The following is a 14,506-nucleotide window of genomic DNA, read 5'->3' as shown; positions in this document are numbered from 1 at the left end:
ATTAGAGGTAATCACCTGACATATGGAATGGATCATGGATCCTACAATTTGGATTGGTTTATCCACTCTAGTTGTACTTGAAATCGTCCTTGGCATTGATAACATTGTTTTTATTGCCATTCTTGCCGAGAAACTTCCGCCACAAGAACGAGATAAAGCACGCATTACTGGTCTTGCTTTTGCATTAATTACACGAATATTGTTATTAATGTTTACTGGTTGGTTAGTTACACTCACTACCCCTCTATTTTCTATATCCGGAATCAGTTTCAATGCTAGGCAATTGATAATGTTGCTTGGTGGTATATTTTTGCTTTTCAAAGCCACAATGGAACTCAATGAACGCTTAGAAGGCGCTTCACATGAAGATGGTAAACCCAAAAAGACTTCACATTTTTGGACTGTTGTCGCTCAAATCGTTGTACTTGATGCCGTATTTTCACTCGACTCAGTAATTACTGCAGTGGGTATGGTTGAACATATTCCAGTAATGATTATTGCTGTTTGTATTGCTATTTGTATCATGATGGTAGCAAGTAAACCATTGGCCTATTTTGTTAACTCCCATCCAACGATTGTTATTTTATGTTTAAGTTTTTTACTTATGATTGGTTTTAGTTTGGTTGCCGAAGGTTTTGGGTTTATTATTCCAAAAGGCTACCTATATGCCGCTATTGGTTTCTCAATTATGATTGAGTTTTTTAATCAATTAGCTATATTCAATCGCCGAAAAGCATTAAACAAAAAACCATTACGTGAACGCACCGCTGAAGCGATTTTACATTTACTCAAAGGCGATGCAGAAGAAGATCCCGAAACTCACAATATTGATGTTGTTTCTGATAATAATAAGAAAACATCAGTATTTAATCATCAAGAATTAAACATGGTCGAGCGAGTGTTAGGATTGGCTCAACGTTCAGTTAGTAGCATCATGACCTCACGATTAAATGTTGATATGGTCAATATAAATGATGATCGTGAGGTGATATTAAAAGAGATATTTGATAATCCTCATTCACGTTTAGTCGTAACGGATAATGCTTCAATTGATGAACCATTAGGCATTATTCAAGTTAATGATCTATTGAAAGATGTTTTACAAGATAAACAGCATATTGATATTAACTCTTTAATAAAGCAGCCATTAATTTTCCCTGAAACGGTATCTTTACTTGTCGCACTGGAACAATTCAAAAAAGCGAAAACCCATTTTGCGTTTGTGGTTGATGAATTTGGTTCAATGCAAGGAGTTGTGTCTGTTACTGACATTATTGAAACCATTGCTGGTGATTTCCCAACTGAAGAAGAGGAAATTGATGCCAAACACGATATTCAATGTATTGATGATAACAGTTGGATTGCTAATGGTTACATCCCTGTAGAAGAATTAGTAAGGTATGTTCCTATACCAATAGATGATAAGCGAGAATACCATACTCTTGCTGGATTGTTGATGGAAAAAGCCCAACATTTACTTAATGTCGGTGAAACAATACAAATTGGCGATTATTTATTTGAAGTTGCCGAAATTGAAAGTCACCGTATTTTAAAAGTGAAAATCACTAAGAATAAATTAGATATATTAAAGAACTAGGTTAGTGATATTCTACCCATTGTTTAGCTCATCTCAGATGAGCTAAACAACTATTTTAGAGGTAAGTTATAAAAATTATCTATCAATTACTAAACGATATTCTTAATATGAATAACGCTTGACCAAAATAAATTACAGGCAATAATAGCGCTGTGTTTTTTCGTTTTTTGAGATATGAAGTGATAACTTTGTATCTTTTTTATTTTTACTGCAAAATAAATTAGGTAAAAATAAAGGTTATATCGATTACTATCAAACTAAATTGGGCTTTAACTTATGAATTCACTATTCGAAAAAATTTTTCAACTGAAAGAGAAGAAAACCACAATCAGTACAGAGGTTATAGCAGGCTGTACAACTTTTCTAACCATGGTTTATATTATCTTTGTTAACCCTTCTATCTTATCTGTAACTGGCATGGACAAATCAGCAGTTTTTGTTCTAACGTGCGTCGTAACAGCTTTTGCTACTATTTTAATGGGGCTGTTTGCCAATCTACCGATTGCTTTAGCTCCAGCTATGGGACTCAATGTTTTCTTTGCCTATGGAATATGTGGTGCTATGGGCTATTCTTGGCAAGTGGGTATGGGGGCAATATTTTGGGGCTCATTAATCTTTTTTGCATTATCATTATTTAAAGTTCGCCATTGGTTAATTGAACATATTCCGCAATGTTTGCGAGCAGGAATAAGTGCTGGTATTGGACTATTTATTGCTTTTATGGGATTTCAAAATATGGGAATTGTGGTCGCATCACCAGAAACATTACTAACCTTAGGCAATATCTTATCACTTAAAGTATTATTAGGTTCACTAGGATTTTTTATTATAATAATTCTAGCAACTCGTAATTTCCATGCGGCTGTACTAGTTTCAATTCTTGTTGTTACCTTACTTGCACTTTGGCTTGATCCTAATATTAGTTATCAAGGAATTGCATCAGTTCCACCAAGTGTTAGCAGTGTTGTTGGTCATGTCGATCTAGCTGGTTCACTTAATGTGGGTATTATGGGTGTTATTTTTTCAGTTATGATTGTAAGCCTATTTGATTCTTCCGGTACAATTTTAGCTTTAACCGACAAAGCAGGAATTTCTGACGAAAAAGGGCGTTTCCCTAAAATGCGTCAAGCTTTATTAATCGATAGTTTTAGTTCTTCACTTGGTGGTTTATTTGGAACTTCATCAGTACTAACTTATATTGAAAGTTCTGCTGGTATTTCAGTTGGTGGGCGTACAGGTTTAACTGCAGTTGTAGTTGGATTATTATTTTTATTAATGACCTTTTTATCGCCTTTAGCCCATTTAGTTCCACCTTATGCGACATCTGGTGCTTTAATATTTGTTGGAATCTTAATGGTTTCAAGTTTAATGAAAGTTAATTGGTCTGATTTAACTGATGCAACACCAGCATTTATTACCGCATTAATGATGCCTTTCGCTTTTGCTATTACCGAAGGTGTAGCACTTGGTTTTATCTCTTACGTTGTGTTAAAAACATTAACTGGTAAATTTAAAGAATTAAATCTTTGCGTCATTATTTTTGCCCTTCTATTTGCATTAAAATTTATCTTTATCGATCATCATTAATTTTGATCATCAAATTTCTATCGCTGAAAAGCGATAGAAATAATCCAAGAAATTGAGTTAAAATTCACCACTAATCAAGCAACAAATAACTTTCTAATTTTGTTGATCATCTCTCAATTGCCATCATCTAATAAAGTAAAATAAGCCTTACTGCTTATCTTATAATAACTATCAGCAATAAAATCGATCACCTGAGAATTCACTTTCAGTGATAAGGCCAAAAACTTATTTTAATTAAAAATCAATTGATTAAAAAAATATTTTAAATAATAAAATTTATACAAGTAGTTTATTAAATGGAGTTTGATCTACTTCACAAAAATAAAAAAACATAAAATGCTTACGAAATTTAATAATTGTTGTTAGCTAAATAATTCATGCATATTGAATGAGAAGTTTAGATTATTTTTATCTAAACCTAACTTGATAAGCAGGAATGAAATATGAGTACGCATTACAATTCATTATACGTTTTCAGAATCACTCTAGTTGCAACTTTAGGTGGTTTATTATTTGGTTATGATACAGCAGTTATTTCAGGAACAGTCGGGTCTATTTCAAAAGTCTTTGTTGAACCTCAACATCTAAGCGAAACTGCAGCCAACTCTTTACTAGGCTTTTGTGTGGCAAGTGCTTTAATTGGTTGTATCATCGGCGGTTTAATGGGAGGATATTTAAGTAACCGTTTTGGTCGTCGCAATTCATTATTAATTGCCGCATTTTTATTTTTTATCGCAGCAATTGGATCTGCTTGGCCTGAATTAGGATTTCGTTCAGTAGAATCTCAAGAAATTCCTTACTATTTAGCAGGATATGTTCCTGAATTTGTTTTTTATCGCATCGTTGGTGGTATCGGCGTTGGTTTAGCTTCTATGTTATCTCCGATGTACATTGCCGAAGTGGCCCCAGCTGAAATTAGAGGTAAACTCGTCTCCTTTAACCAATTTGCTATTATTTTTGGACAGCTTCTAGTCTATTGTGTCAATTATGCTATAGCAAGTTCAGGTGATCAAGATTGGTTAAATATTGTCGGTTGGCGATATATGTTCTTATCACTAGCTATTCCAGCCTTACTTTTCTTTGGCTTATTATTTACCGTCCCGGAAAGCCCTCGCTGGTTAACAGCACAAAATAAAATAAGTAAAGCTCAAAATATACTATCCCGTATATTGGGAAGTCAAAGAACTGAAGAAGCTCTTAATAGCATAATTAGTTCATTATCTTCTAATTCGACTAAAAAGAGTAGTCCACTTTTAAAATATGGAATTGGTGTTATTGTTATCGGAATTTTATTATCAGCATTCCAACAATTAATGGGCATTAATGTTGTACTTTACTATGCACCAGAAGTATTTAAAAACTTAGGAGCAAGCACCGATTCAGCATTATTACAAACTATTATTGTTGGTGTTATTAACCTTTCGTTTACCACTATTGCAATATTCACTGTTGATAAATTAGGGAGAAAACCATTACAGATCATCGGTGCTATAGGCATGGCGATTGGCATGATCACATTAGGAACAACTTTCTTTCTACAACTACCAGCAATTATTGCGCTTACTTCTATGCTGTTTTACATCGCTTCTTTTGCTATCTCATGGGGGCCTGTATGTTGGGTATTACTATCTGAAATATTCCCTAACTCCATTCGAAGTAAAGCACTTTCTATCGCTGTTGCAGCACAATGGATTACAAATTACTTGGTATCCTGGACCTTTCCTATTATGGATAAAAATACCTACCTTGTCTCACATTTTAACAATGGATTTGCCTATTGGTTATATGGAGTTATCAGTGTAGTGGCTGCAATTTTCATATGGAAATGGTTACCTGAAACGAAAGGAAAATCTTTAGAAGAACTTGAACAGTTCTGGAACAAATAATTACAACATTAATTTCATAACCAAATTTAGGAGAATATTATGAAACAATATTATGACAAAATAGAACGCATCAACTACGAAGGCACTCAAACTGACAACCCTTTTGCATTCAGGCACTATAATCCTAGCCAAATCATTTTGGGTAAAACCATGGCGGAACATCTACGCTTATCGATCTGTTATTGGCACACTTTTTGTTGGGCAGGAACAGATATGTTTGGGTCAAGCTCATTTCAATATCCTTGGCAAACAGGCTCAGATCCTTTAGCTAATGCAAAAGCGAAAGCTGATGTTGCCTTTGAGTTTTTCTATAAAATGAACGTGCCTTTTTATGCTTTTCATGATGTCGATGTAGCACCGGAAGGCAATTCAATCAAAGAATACATCAATAATTTAGCAGTAATGAGCGATATTTTGTTGGAAAAACAACAACAAACAGGCGTTAACTTACTTTGGGGCACAGCCAACTGCTTTACCAATCCTAAATATGCTGCAGGTGCCGCCACGAATCCAGATCCGCAAGTATTTGCCTGTGCTGCCACACAAGTTGTCCATGCAATGAATGCAACACATAAATTAGGTGGGCAAAATTATGTCCTTTGGGGCGGACGTGAAGGATACGAAACACTGTTAAATACTGATCTCAAAAAAGAGCGTGAGCAGCTTGGCAAGTTTATGCAATTGGTGGTTGAAAACAAATATAAAATCGGTTTTAAAGGCGCTTTACTTATTGAACCAAAACCGCAAGAGCCAACCAAACATCAATATGATTATGATGTCGCAACTATTTATGGCTTTTTAAAACAATTTGGCTTAGAAAAAGAAATTAAAGTTAATATCGAAGCTAACCATGCAACACTAGCCGGCCACTCATTCCAACATGAAGTTGCCTCAGCTATCGCACTTGATATCTTTGGCTCACTTGATGCAAACCGAGGCGATCCGCAACTAGGTTGGGATACCGATCAATTTCCAAATAGTGTAGAAGAAAATAGCCTTGTCATGTACGAAATTCTCAAAAGTGGTGGTTTTAAAACCGGTGGACTTAACTTTGATGCCAAAATTCGCCGTCAAAGTGTTGATAAATATGATGTATTTTACGGACATATTGGCGCAATCGATACCATGGCATTATCATTGAAGTGCGCAGCCAAACTAATTGAAGATAACGTTCTTGAGCAAAAAGTTACACAACGATATGCCGCTTGGGACGAAGAATTAGGTCAACAAATCCTTCACGGCAAAATGACGCTGCAAGATATTGCCCAGTATAGTTTAGCCAATAATCTGCAACCAAAACCTTGCAGTGGTGAGCAAGAGAAGTTAGAAAATCGAGTTAATCAGTTAATTTTTGGCTAAGTTAATTGTTCGAAGCAAACTAATCAGGGTATAGTTTACCCTGATAGTAAGCTGTGAAATGGAGAAGAGTATGTATATTGGTATTGATTTAGGCACTTCGGGTGTCAAAGTGATTTTAATGGATGAAAAACAACATATTATCACAACATTAACCAAACCACTCACCGTGTCCCGCCCACATCCATTATGGTCAGAGCAAGATCCGGAGCAATGGTGGCAAGCAACCGATACAGCAATGCGTGAGCTTAGTGAGCAACATAATTTACAATCGGTAAAAGCCATAGGTTTAAGTGGCCAAATGCATGGTGCGGTATTACTCAATCAACAATCACAAGTATTAAGACCAGCAATACTTTGGAATGACGGGCGCTGTGATGTTCAATGCCGCCAACTAGAACAACAGGTACCCACTTCCCGTCAAATTACTGGCAATCTAATGATGGCTGGTTTTACCGCTCCTAAAATTAAATGGGTACAACAGCATGAACCGGAAATCTTTGCTCAGATCGATAAAGTATTGCTCCCCAAAGATTATTTGCGTTTTAAAATAACCAATCAATTTGCTTCAGATATGTCCGATTCAGCCGGGACAATGTGGCTTGATGTAAGAAAGCGTGATTGGAATGATGAACTACTAAAAGCCTGTGGCTTAACACGACACCATATGCCAACGCTATTTGAAGGCAATCAGATCACCGGTTATGTGACCGATGAAATCGCTAAACGTTGGGGCATTAATCAGATTGCGGTGATTGCTGGCGGTGGTGATAATGCAGCCGGCGCGGTTGGGGTGGGTTTACATCAATCGGGACAAGCGATGCTCTCACTGGGTACCTCCGGCGTCTATTTTGCCGTGACCGATCAGTTTATTAGCAACCCCGAGCAAGCCATTCACAGTTTTTGCCATGCCTTACCAAACCGCTGGCACCTAATGTCGGTAATGTTGAGCTGTGCTTCTTGCCTCGATTGGGCGTGTCAGTTACTGGACATTGAAGATGTCCCAACCTTACTAACTCTAATTGAGGCGCAACCGATCGATGACAAACCTTCGGTCTATTTTTTACCTTATTTATCCGGCGAAAGAACACCTCACAATAATCCCGAAGCTAAAGGTGTATTTTTTGGCTTAACTTATCAACACAACAAAGTCGATCTGGCAAAAGCGGTATTACTGGGCGTTAGCTATGCCCTTGCCGACGGCATCGATGCTGTTCATCAAACTGGCGTCACACCCGATAAAATTTTGGTAATTGGTGGCGGAGCCCGCAGCCGTTATTGGCGACAATTGCTGAGTGATGTTTCTGGTTATTGCATTGAATATTGTGAAGGTAGCGAAGTGGGTCCAGCATTAGGGGCAGCAAAACTTGCGCAAATCGCTTGTCATCCCAATACGGCGATAAGCGAACTACTTGCGCCATTGCCAATTGTTCAAACGCATCAGCCCGATAGCAATCTCTACCAATATTATCAGCAACAGCGCACTATTTTTAGAGATATTTATCAGCAACTTAAACCATTGATGTCATAATTATGACTTGCAGAATACCCTGTTAGGGTATTCTGCACCTGTTATCCTGCCTTTTTTAGCTTCTTAAAGATATTGAATAATTTATCACTATTTATCTTTACCAAACTAAAAATAACGCTTATTAACCAATATATTACTTGCTAAGTTAACCCTATCTTTTTCTAATTATGTTAATTGAATAGGTAAATTTTATTACTCAGAGTGTGACACATATCTCATTAATAAGATTTCATAAATTTGAAACCAAATTTGATAATAAAATTATCGGCATAGATAAATTATATTGGGCAAAACAACCTTAAAACTTATTTTTTTGATAAGTATTTTTATCAATAATCTAACATTAAGAGAAAATAAAAATGCCTAAAATAAAAAAGGTTAGGTCCATACATTGCCGCATCAAGTCTCTTTTTACCAGCGTTAATTCAACAAATTGATGAAGTAAATAAGATCCACTTATTAGCGCTATTTTCTGCGTGTGGTATGGTGGTTGCGGCAATATCGAATATGCTTGCAGGTTATTTATCAGATCGAACACGTTCAAAATTCGGTAATCGCTCACCTTGGATTGTAGTGGGGGCTATCGCCTTTATGTTATCCATGATATTAGCCTCAACAGCTAACAGTATCCCTTTTTTGTTGTGTTGCTGGTTACTCGGTCAAGTTGCTTTAAACTTTATTGTTGCCCCTATGGTAGCTTGGATAGACTTTGCCGCTGAAGATAGAAAAGGCTCGGCCTCTAGCGCTTATGGTGGTTTAGGTATGGCATTAGGTAACAACGGTTTTACGATACTTGCTGCGATGTTTTTAGGCAGCTTTCGATTTGGCTTTATCGTTTTTGGTATCATTACATTCATTGGCGTATTCCTAGCGGTATTGATTGTAAAAGAGCCGTCAAACCTTAACCAAACGAAGGAAAAAAAATTACTCAAAAGCGATAAAACATTTAAAAACGCATTGACTATATTTCCCAAATGGTCAATCGGTCGAGACTACTATTTGGCGTTAATTGGTAAGCTTTTTCAAGGCATCAGTAACTTTACTATTACCGGTTACCTACTTTTTATTTTGACCGATTTTATGCAGAGCAATTCTTCCGATACACAAAATGCTATCCAACTCATTAATTTAATTATGTTAATTTTCGGCATTTTAATGGGATTTATTGCCGGTCCGATCTGCGATAAATTAAAAGTGCTTAAACTACCAGTTGGTTTATCTACGCTCTTTTTAGGCATTGGTGCATTGGGTTTATCGCTATGTCCAAATCAAACAGGCGTATTAATTTATGCATTTTTTGCGGGAATCGGCATGGGAATATGGAATTCACTCGACAATTTACTAAATTTGCAAGTCATACCTGATCGGCAGCAAGTAGCCTTTTTTTTAGGGATCTATAATCTTGGTAATACAATTACCCAAGCGCTCGCACCAATTATTGCCGCTTGTGTGATAACGTTATTTGGCTTTTCCGCTATTTTTATAGTCTCTTTTGTGTTTGCTATTGTTGGCGGTACTGCCATATTTTTAATTCGTTCAGTTGACAAATAAACCCATCAAAAAGGAAAAAGCAACAGCAATATTTGAGCTTTTTCCTTATTATTACGGTTACTATTGATATTAAAGCGTCGCCGAATTTAGTGTGGTAAATTGGCACCTAAAATCTTTAGGGGTCATGCCATAACGCTTCTTAAACAGGAAATAGAAATACTGAACTGACGGATAACCACATTGCTGAGAAATGGTTTGAATGGGTAATGATGACTCAAGCAGAAGATATTTAGCCTGATTAAATTTTTCTTCATGAATTACCGCATGAATGGTTTTACCTAATGATGATTTAAATCGAATTTCCAAATTAGAGCGTGATATCTGCATCTGAGAGATCACTTGCTCAACCTTAATTCCTTTACAGGCGTGATCACGAATATAGTGAATGGCTTGGATGACATAGGGATCGTGAATAGAGCGATAGTCTGTTGAACGTCTAGCAATAACTTTTTTAGGTGCTATAAGTAAAGGACATACCGGCACATTACCTTTAATAAAGTGTTTTTGGAGTAAGTTTGCCGCATTAAATCCCATCTCTTCAGTGCCTTGCTTAACGGTTGATAACGATACCATTGACAAATCATTGATGACTTCCTCATTATCAATACCAATTAGGCATAACTCTTCCGGTATTTTTATGCCTGCTCTATCACACGCTTGTAAAATATGGTGTGCCCTAGCATCATTAACCGCAATAATGCCAGTATTCATTGGCAAAGATAGCAACCATTTAGAAAGTTTATCTAAGCCTTCTTGCCAATTATCAAGCGAGGTAGACAAACCTTGATAAATAAACCCTTCATATCCTTTCTGCGCCAAGATTTGCTTAAAAATTTCTTCTCGCACACCTGCCCATCGGCAATATCGGTTTGACGGTAAACCATAAAAAGCAAATTGACTAATTCCCTTAGCACACAAATGATTAAATGCACTTTCAATAATGGAAAAATTATCAGCAGCAACATAAGGCACATTTGGATAGCTCGACTTACCATGATACGAGCTACCCACACCAATAATTGGTATTTGAACATGTTTAAGCAAATCGGCAATATCAGGATCATCAAAATTAGCAATAATTCCATCGCAGTCAAAACGAAAAGAGTTGGTCGTGTCATAACGCAGCGTTTCAGAGATATAAATATTCCAGTGAATATTATGTGACTTCAAAAAATCACCAATACCTTTTAAAATTTGACGATCGTAAATATTATTAGCATTAAATAGTAATACAACTTTGTAAGGTTCATTGTTTATATTCATCATTGTTACGCACGACATTTATTCAATACTCAGTATCATATTACCGTTTTTTTAGACAAAAATTTAGCTTAAATTTATACAGTTTGTCTTTTACTATCTTAATGGCCATATACCTATGCCACACTGCCATTAAATATTTACGTTACATTAAATAGTTATTGTGATAAGAAATAATGCATAAAATCTCACCAACAACTTACGAATGAAAAAGATAAACTTTGTTTAACTATCTGATGCTTAACAATCTAAAATAGTTTAATTAAATAACATAATAAACTTGTGGTAATACTTGACATTATGCCTGTTGAGGTCTAGAATCTTGCGACCCAAAACTTATATACATAGGCTTTGGGCTACAGTTATTAATTACGTATCTAAAAAGCAATTTTTAAATTTATTTTAATTAATCAGGAGCTTATTAATGGCAACAATTAATCAGCTGGTACGCAAACCAAGAGCGCTAAAGGAAGCGAAAAGTAACGTTCCTGCCCTTGAAGCATGCCCGCAAAAACGTGGTGTTTGTACACGTGTTTACACCACTACACCTAAAAAACCAAACTCAGCATTACGTAAAGTATGCCGTGTACGTTTAACCAACGGTTTTGAAGTGACTTCTTATATCGGTGGTGAAGGTCATAACTTGCAAGAACATAGCGTGATTTTAATCCGCGGTGGTCGTGTTAAAGATTTACCTGGTGTTCGTTATCACACTGTTCGTGGTGCATTAGACTGCGCAGGTGTTAAGGATCGCAAACAAAGCCGTTCTAAATACGGTGTAAAACGACCTAAAGCTTAATGGAACTCCGTTAAGTAAGGCCAAACTATAATAATTCCATTTAACTCATTTGAGTTTTGGGTAAACCTGAAAATTTATAACATATAAACGGAGTATTCCAATGCCACGTCGTCATGTTGTCGGTCAAAGAAAAATTTTACCTGATCCGAAATTCGGTTCAGATTTGCTGGCGAAATTTGTAAATATTTTAATGATAGATGGTAAAAAATCTATCGCAGAATCAATCGTATATTCAGCTCTTGATAAATTAGCTGAGCGTAGTGGAAAAGACCACTTAGCAGCTTTTGAAGTTGCATTAGATAACGTAAGACCAACTGTAGAAGTTAAGTCTCGTCGCGTTGGTGGTTCTACATACCAAGTTCCTGTTGAAGTGCGTCCAGTTCGTCGTAATGCACTTGCAATGCGTTGGATTGTAGATGCTGCACGTAAACGTGGCGATAAATCAATGGCGTTACGCCTAGCGAATGAACTTATGGATGCTTTTGAAAACAAAGGCACTGCTGTGAAAAAACGCGAAGATGTTCATCGTATGGCTGAAGCTAATAGAGCGTTTGCACACTATCGTTGGTAATCTTTCCACTGATATTAAGTGGCTTGAAATTAGACTGGCAGCACATATCTACTGTCAGTCAACCTAAATGATATTTTATTAAGCAAACGATTCTAAATAGAGGATTAATATGGCTCGTACAACCCCTATAGCACGCTACCGTAATATCGGTATCAGTGCACATATTGACGCAGGTAAAACAACAACTACCGAACGTATTTTGTTTTATACTGGTGTAAGTCACAAAATTGGTGAGGTTCATGATGGCGCAGCTACCATGGACTGGATGGAACAAGAACAAGAACGTGGTATTACTATCACTTCAGCAGCGACAACTGCATTCTGGTCAGGTATGGGACAACAATTTGAACCACACCGTATCAATATCATCGACACCCCGGGACACGTTGACTTCACAATCGAAGTTGAACGTTCTATGCGTGTTCTTGATGGTGCAGTAATGGTTTACTGTGCGGTTGGTGGTGTTCAACCTCAATCAGAAACAGTATGGCGCCAAGCTAACAAATATAAAGTTCCTCGTATCGCATTTGTAAACAAAATGGACCGTATGGGTGCTAACTTCTTACGTGTGGTTGAACAAATCAAAACACGTTTAGCGGCAGTGCCTGTTCCATTAGTATTACCAATCGGTGCTGAAGAAGGCTTTACTGGTGTTGTTGATTTACTTAAACGTAAAGCAATTAACTGGAATGATGCAGACCAAGGTACAACCTTTACTTATGAAGATGTGCCAGCTGACATGGTTGAGCAAGTTGAAGAATGGCGTGCAAACTTAATCGAAGCTGCAGCAGAAGCTAACGAAGAGTTAATGGAAAAATACCTAGGTGGTGATGAGTTAACTGAAGAAGAAGTTAAAAAAGCACTACGTGAACGCGTACTTGCTAACGAAATCATCTTGGTAACATGTGGTAGTGCATTTAAAAATAAAGGCGTTCAGTTCATGCTTGACGCAGTTATTGAGTATCTACCTGCTCCAACTGATGTCCCTGCGATTAAAGGTGAATTACAAAATGGTGAACCAGCAGAACGTCATTCAAGTGATGATGAACCATTTGCTGCACTTGCATTTAAAATTGCAACTGACCCATTTGTTGGTAACTTAACCTTCTTCCGCGTTTACTCTGGTGTAGTTAACTCTGGTGACTCAGTGCTTAACTCAGTTAAAGATCGTAAAGAACGCTTTGGTCGTATCGTACAGATGCATGCGAACAAACGTGAAGAAATCAAAGAAGTTCGTGCGGGTGACATTGCAGCAGCAATCGGTCTTAAAGATGTCACAACTGGTGATACGCTTTGTGCTGAAAATTCACCAATTATTCTTGAAAGAATGGAATTCCCTGAGCCAGTTATCTCGGTTGCAGTAGAACCTAAAACTAAAGCTGACCAAGAAAAAATGGGTATTGCTTTAGGTCGTTTGGCAAAAGAAGATCCATCATTCCGTGTATGGACTGATGAAGAATCAAACCAAACTATCATTGCTGGTATGGGTGAATTACATCTTGAAATCATCGTAGACCGTATGAAACGTGAATTTAACGTTGAAGCGAATGTCGGTAAACCTCAAGTTGCTTACCGTGAAACAATTCGTACAACAGTTAAAGATATCGAAGGTAAACATGCAAAACAATCTGGTGGTCGTGGTCAATACGGTCATGTTGTTATCGACTTGTATCCATTAGAAGCGGGTGGTGCTGGTTACGAATTTGTTAACGAAATCAAAGGTGGGGTAATTCCTGGTGAATTTATTCCTGCTGTTGATAAAGGTATCCAAGAGCAATTGAAATCAGGTCCTTTAGCTGGCTATCCGGTAGTGGATCTTGGTGTGCGTTTACATTTTGGTTCTTACCATGATGTCGACTCATCCGAAATTGCCTTTAAACTTGCCGCATCAATGGCATTTAAAGAAGGCTTCATGAAAGCTAAACCTGTGCTTTTAGAACCAATTATGAAAGTAGAAGTTGAAACCCCTGAAGATTATATGGGTGACGTTATCGGTGACTTAAACCGTCGTCGTGGTATGATCGAAGGTATGGAAGATACTGCAACTGGTAAAACAGTTAAAGCACAAGTTCCACTTTCTGAAATGTTTGGTTATGCGACAGACCTTCGTTCACAAACACAAGGTCGTGCTTCTTACTCTATGGAGTTCTTGAAGTATAACGAAGCACCTTCAAACATCGTAACAGCAATTATTGAAGCTCGTAAAGCGAAATAATTATTTATATAAATAAAGTAACACTTCCCTACAAAATTAGGGAAGTGATTTAATAAAGGAACATTAAGATGTCTAAAGAAAAATTTGAACGTACAAAACCCCACGTTAACGTTGGTACAATCGGCCACGTTGACCATGGTAAAACAACTTTAA

The 14,506-nt window shown here is 37.0% G+C and carries 11 protein-coding genes; 10 read left to right on the top strand and 1 reads right to left on the bottom strand.

All coding sequences use genetic code 11. The features are described from left to right. Nucleotides 1-22: 22 nt before the first annotated feature. The 6 genes from J3U23_RS11395 (at nt 23) to J3U23_RS11370 (ending at nt 9,508) form a co-directional block, all read left to right on the top strand. The gene (locus tag J3U23_RS11395; protein WP_065562799.1) at nt 23-1,597 is read left to right on the top strand and encodes a TerC family protein; all 1,575 of its coding nucleotides are present in this window, start codon (nt 23-25) and stop codon (nt 1,595-1,597) included. Nucleotides 1,598-1,873: 276 nt separating this feature from the next. After that, complete coding sequence (locus J3U23_RS11390) at nt 1,874-3,184, top strand: NCS2 family permease (RefSeq protein ID WP_065562798.1); 1,311 nt, start codon at nt 1,874-1,876, stop codon at nt 3,182-3,184. A 443-nt stretch (nt 3,185-3,627) separates the two neighbouring features. Next, nucleotides 3,628-5,070, top strand: coding sequence for a D-xylose transporter XylE (gene xylE, locus J3U23_RS11385; RefSeq protein ID WP_065562797.1), 1,443 nt, complete (start codon nt 3,628-3,630; stop codon nt 5,068-5,070). A gap of 39 nt (nt 5,071-5,109) precedes the next feature. Next, nucleotides 5,110-6,429: a xylose isomerase gene (gene xylA / locus J3U23_RS11380; RefSeq protein ID WP_267339275.1), complete on the top strand. Its 1,320-nt coding sequence runs from the start codon at nt 5,110-5,112 to the stop codon at nt 6,427-6,429. A 70-nt stretch (nt 6,430-6,499) separates the two neighbouring features. Further along, nucleotides 6,500-7,957: a xylulokinase gene (gene xylB / locus J3U23_RS11375; protein WP_267339274.1), complete on the top strand. Its 1,458-nt coding sequence runs from the start codon at nt 6,500-6,502 to the stop codon at nt 7,955-7,957. 390 nt (nt 7,958-8,347) lie between these two features. Beyond that, a complete protein-coding gene (locus J3U23_RS11370) occupies nt 8,348-9,508 on the top strand; it encodes an MFS transporter (RefSeq protein ID WP_267339282.1) in 1,161 nt (386 codons plus the stop codon). Between the two features lie 69 nt (nt 9,509-9,577). On the opposite strand, the gene J3U23_RS11365 is transcribed toward J3U23_RS11370, so the two are convergent. Further along, a complete protein-coding gene (locus J3U23_RS11365; protein WP_141677440.1) occupies nt 9,578-10,765 on the bottom strand; it encodes a DNA-binding transcriptional regulator in 1,188 nt (395 codons plus the stop codon). A 427-nt stretch (nt 10,766-11,192) separates the two neighbouring features. Between J3U23_RS11365 and rpsL the strand changes: the two genes are divergently transcribed. The 4 genes from rpsL to J3U23_RS11345 all read left to right on the top strand — a co-directional run. Then, nucleotides 11,193-11,567, top strand: coding sequence for a 30S ribosomal protein S12 (gene rpsL / locus J3U23_RS11360; protein WP_034883792.1), 375 nt, complete (start codon nt 11,193-11,195; stop codon nt 11,565-11,567). A gap of 100 nt (nt 11,568-11,667) precedes the next feature. Further along, nucleotides 11,668-12,138 carry a 30S ribosomal protein S7 gene (gene rpsG / locus J3U23_RS11355; protein WP_034883788.1) on the top strand — a complete coding sequence of 157 codons (471 nt, stop codon included), beginning with the start codon at nt 11,668-11,670 and terminating at the stop codon, nt 12,136-12,138. A 109-nt stretch (nt 12,139-12,247) separates the two neighbouring features. Continuing rightward, a complete protein-coding gene (gene fusA / locus J3U23_RS11350; protein WP_065562791.1) occupies nt 12,248-14,353 on the top strand; it encodes an elongation factor G in 2,106 nt (701 codons plus the stop codon). 68 nt (nt 14,354-14,421) lie between these two features. Continuing rightward, nucleotides 14,422-14,506: GTP-binding protein (locus tag J3U23_RS11345; protein ID WP_010312103.1), on the top strand; the 85-nt coding region annotated here is incomplete at its 3' end.

It is taken from the genome of Gilliamella sp. B3367, assembly GCF_026536825.1.
GTDB lineage: Bacteria > Pseudomonadota > Gammaproteobacteria > Enterobacterales > Orbaceae > Gilliamella > Gilliamella apicola_E.
The sequence above is the reverse complement of the archived record's forward strand: the minus strand, read 5'-3'. Positions and strand labels throughout refer to the sequence as shown.

Excerpts from the sequence above, each read along its gene's own strand:
- xylE (WP_065562797.1), top strand. The coding sequence starts at position 3,628 with ATGAGTACGCATTACAATTCATTATACGTTTTCAGAATCACTCTAGTT.
- xylB (WP_267339274.1), top strand. The coding sequence starts at position 6,500 with ATGTATATTGGTATTGATTTAGGCACTTCGGGTGTCAAAGTGATTTTA.
- J3U23_RS11390 (WP_065562798.1), top strand. The coding sequence starts at position 1,874 with ATGAATTCACTATTCGAAAAAATTTTTCAACTGAAAGAGAAGAAAACC.
- rpsG (WP_034883788.1), top strand. The coding sequence starts at position 11,668 with ATGCCACGTCGTCATGTTGTCGGTCAAAGAAAAATTTTACCTGATCCG.
- J3U23_RS11395 (WP_065562799.1), top strand. The coding sequence starts at position 23 with ATGGAATGGATCATGGATCCTACAATTTGGATTGGTTTATCCACTCTA.
- fusA (WP_065562791.1), top strand. The coding sequence starts at position 12,248 with ATGGCTCGTACAACCCCTATAGCACGCTACCGTAATATCGGTATCAGT.
- xylA (WP_267339275.1), top strand. The coding sequence starts at position 5,110 with ATGAAACAATATTATGACAAAATAGAACGCATCAACTACGAAGGCACT.
- rpsL (WP_034883792.1), top strand. The coding sequence starts at position 11,193 with ATGGCAACAATTAATCAGCTGGTACGCAAACCAAGAGCGCTAAAGGAA.